The organism is Vibrio sp. 1402 (assembly GCF_033340275.1).
In genome coordinates this window covers 1-517 of record NZ_JAWOWE010000711.1, presented here as the reverse complement: position 1 = coordinate 517, position 517 = coordinate 1, and the positions used below count along the sequence as shown (strand labels likewise).

General features: G+C 36.8%; 1 protein-coding gene. It reads right to left on the bottom strand.

Going from position 1 to position 517, the window contains the following annotated elements:
• Positions 1-404: hypothetical protein (locus R7044_RS28080; protein ID WP_225456375.1), on the bottom strand; the 404-nt coding region annotated here is incomplete at its 3' end.
• Between the last annotated feature and the right edge of the window lie 113 nt (positions 405-517).

Here is a 517-nt window from a genome sequence, read left to right as displayed (position 1 = left end):
TCATGTTCATAGTCGTAATTGCTACGATCTTTAACCAAACGACCAATAGTATAGTTCTCAAAATCCATTTTAAGAGGAGATAAATGCCCGCTCATACCATCAGTTATTTCTTCATTCCATTCACTTCTGGGCATTTGTTCAAAAGGTTCAGTAGCTGCTTTAACTTCTGATTCACTAATATTAATTTGAGATTCCAAACTCGCACGCTTCACTAGACATGAGGCATATTCTCTAACCAATATGTTGGTTGTAGCGTACTTCGAATCATGGCTGAAAAAAACAGCTACTATGTGTTTGCTGAACGCCTCTATCTCACCTAAGTTTTCAGATTTATCCAAAGAAATACTGACTATTGAGTAACATGCTGCAATTATCCGCTCTAATATATATTCATCATCAGCCACTAGAATAGGTTTGACTATTTCTAGGAAACTCTTAGTGTTATGCACTCCATAGTAGACTAAAGCCTCAGTTGAAACATCTCTTAGCTCAGTTACGACTGAGTTAAGGAACCAAA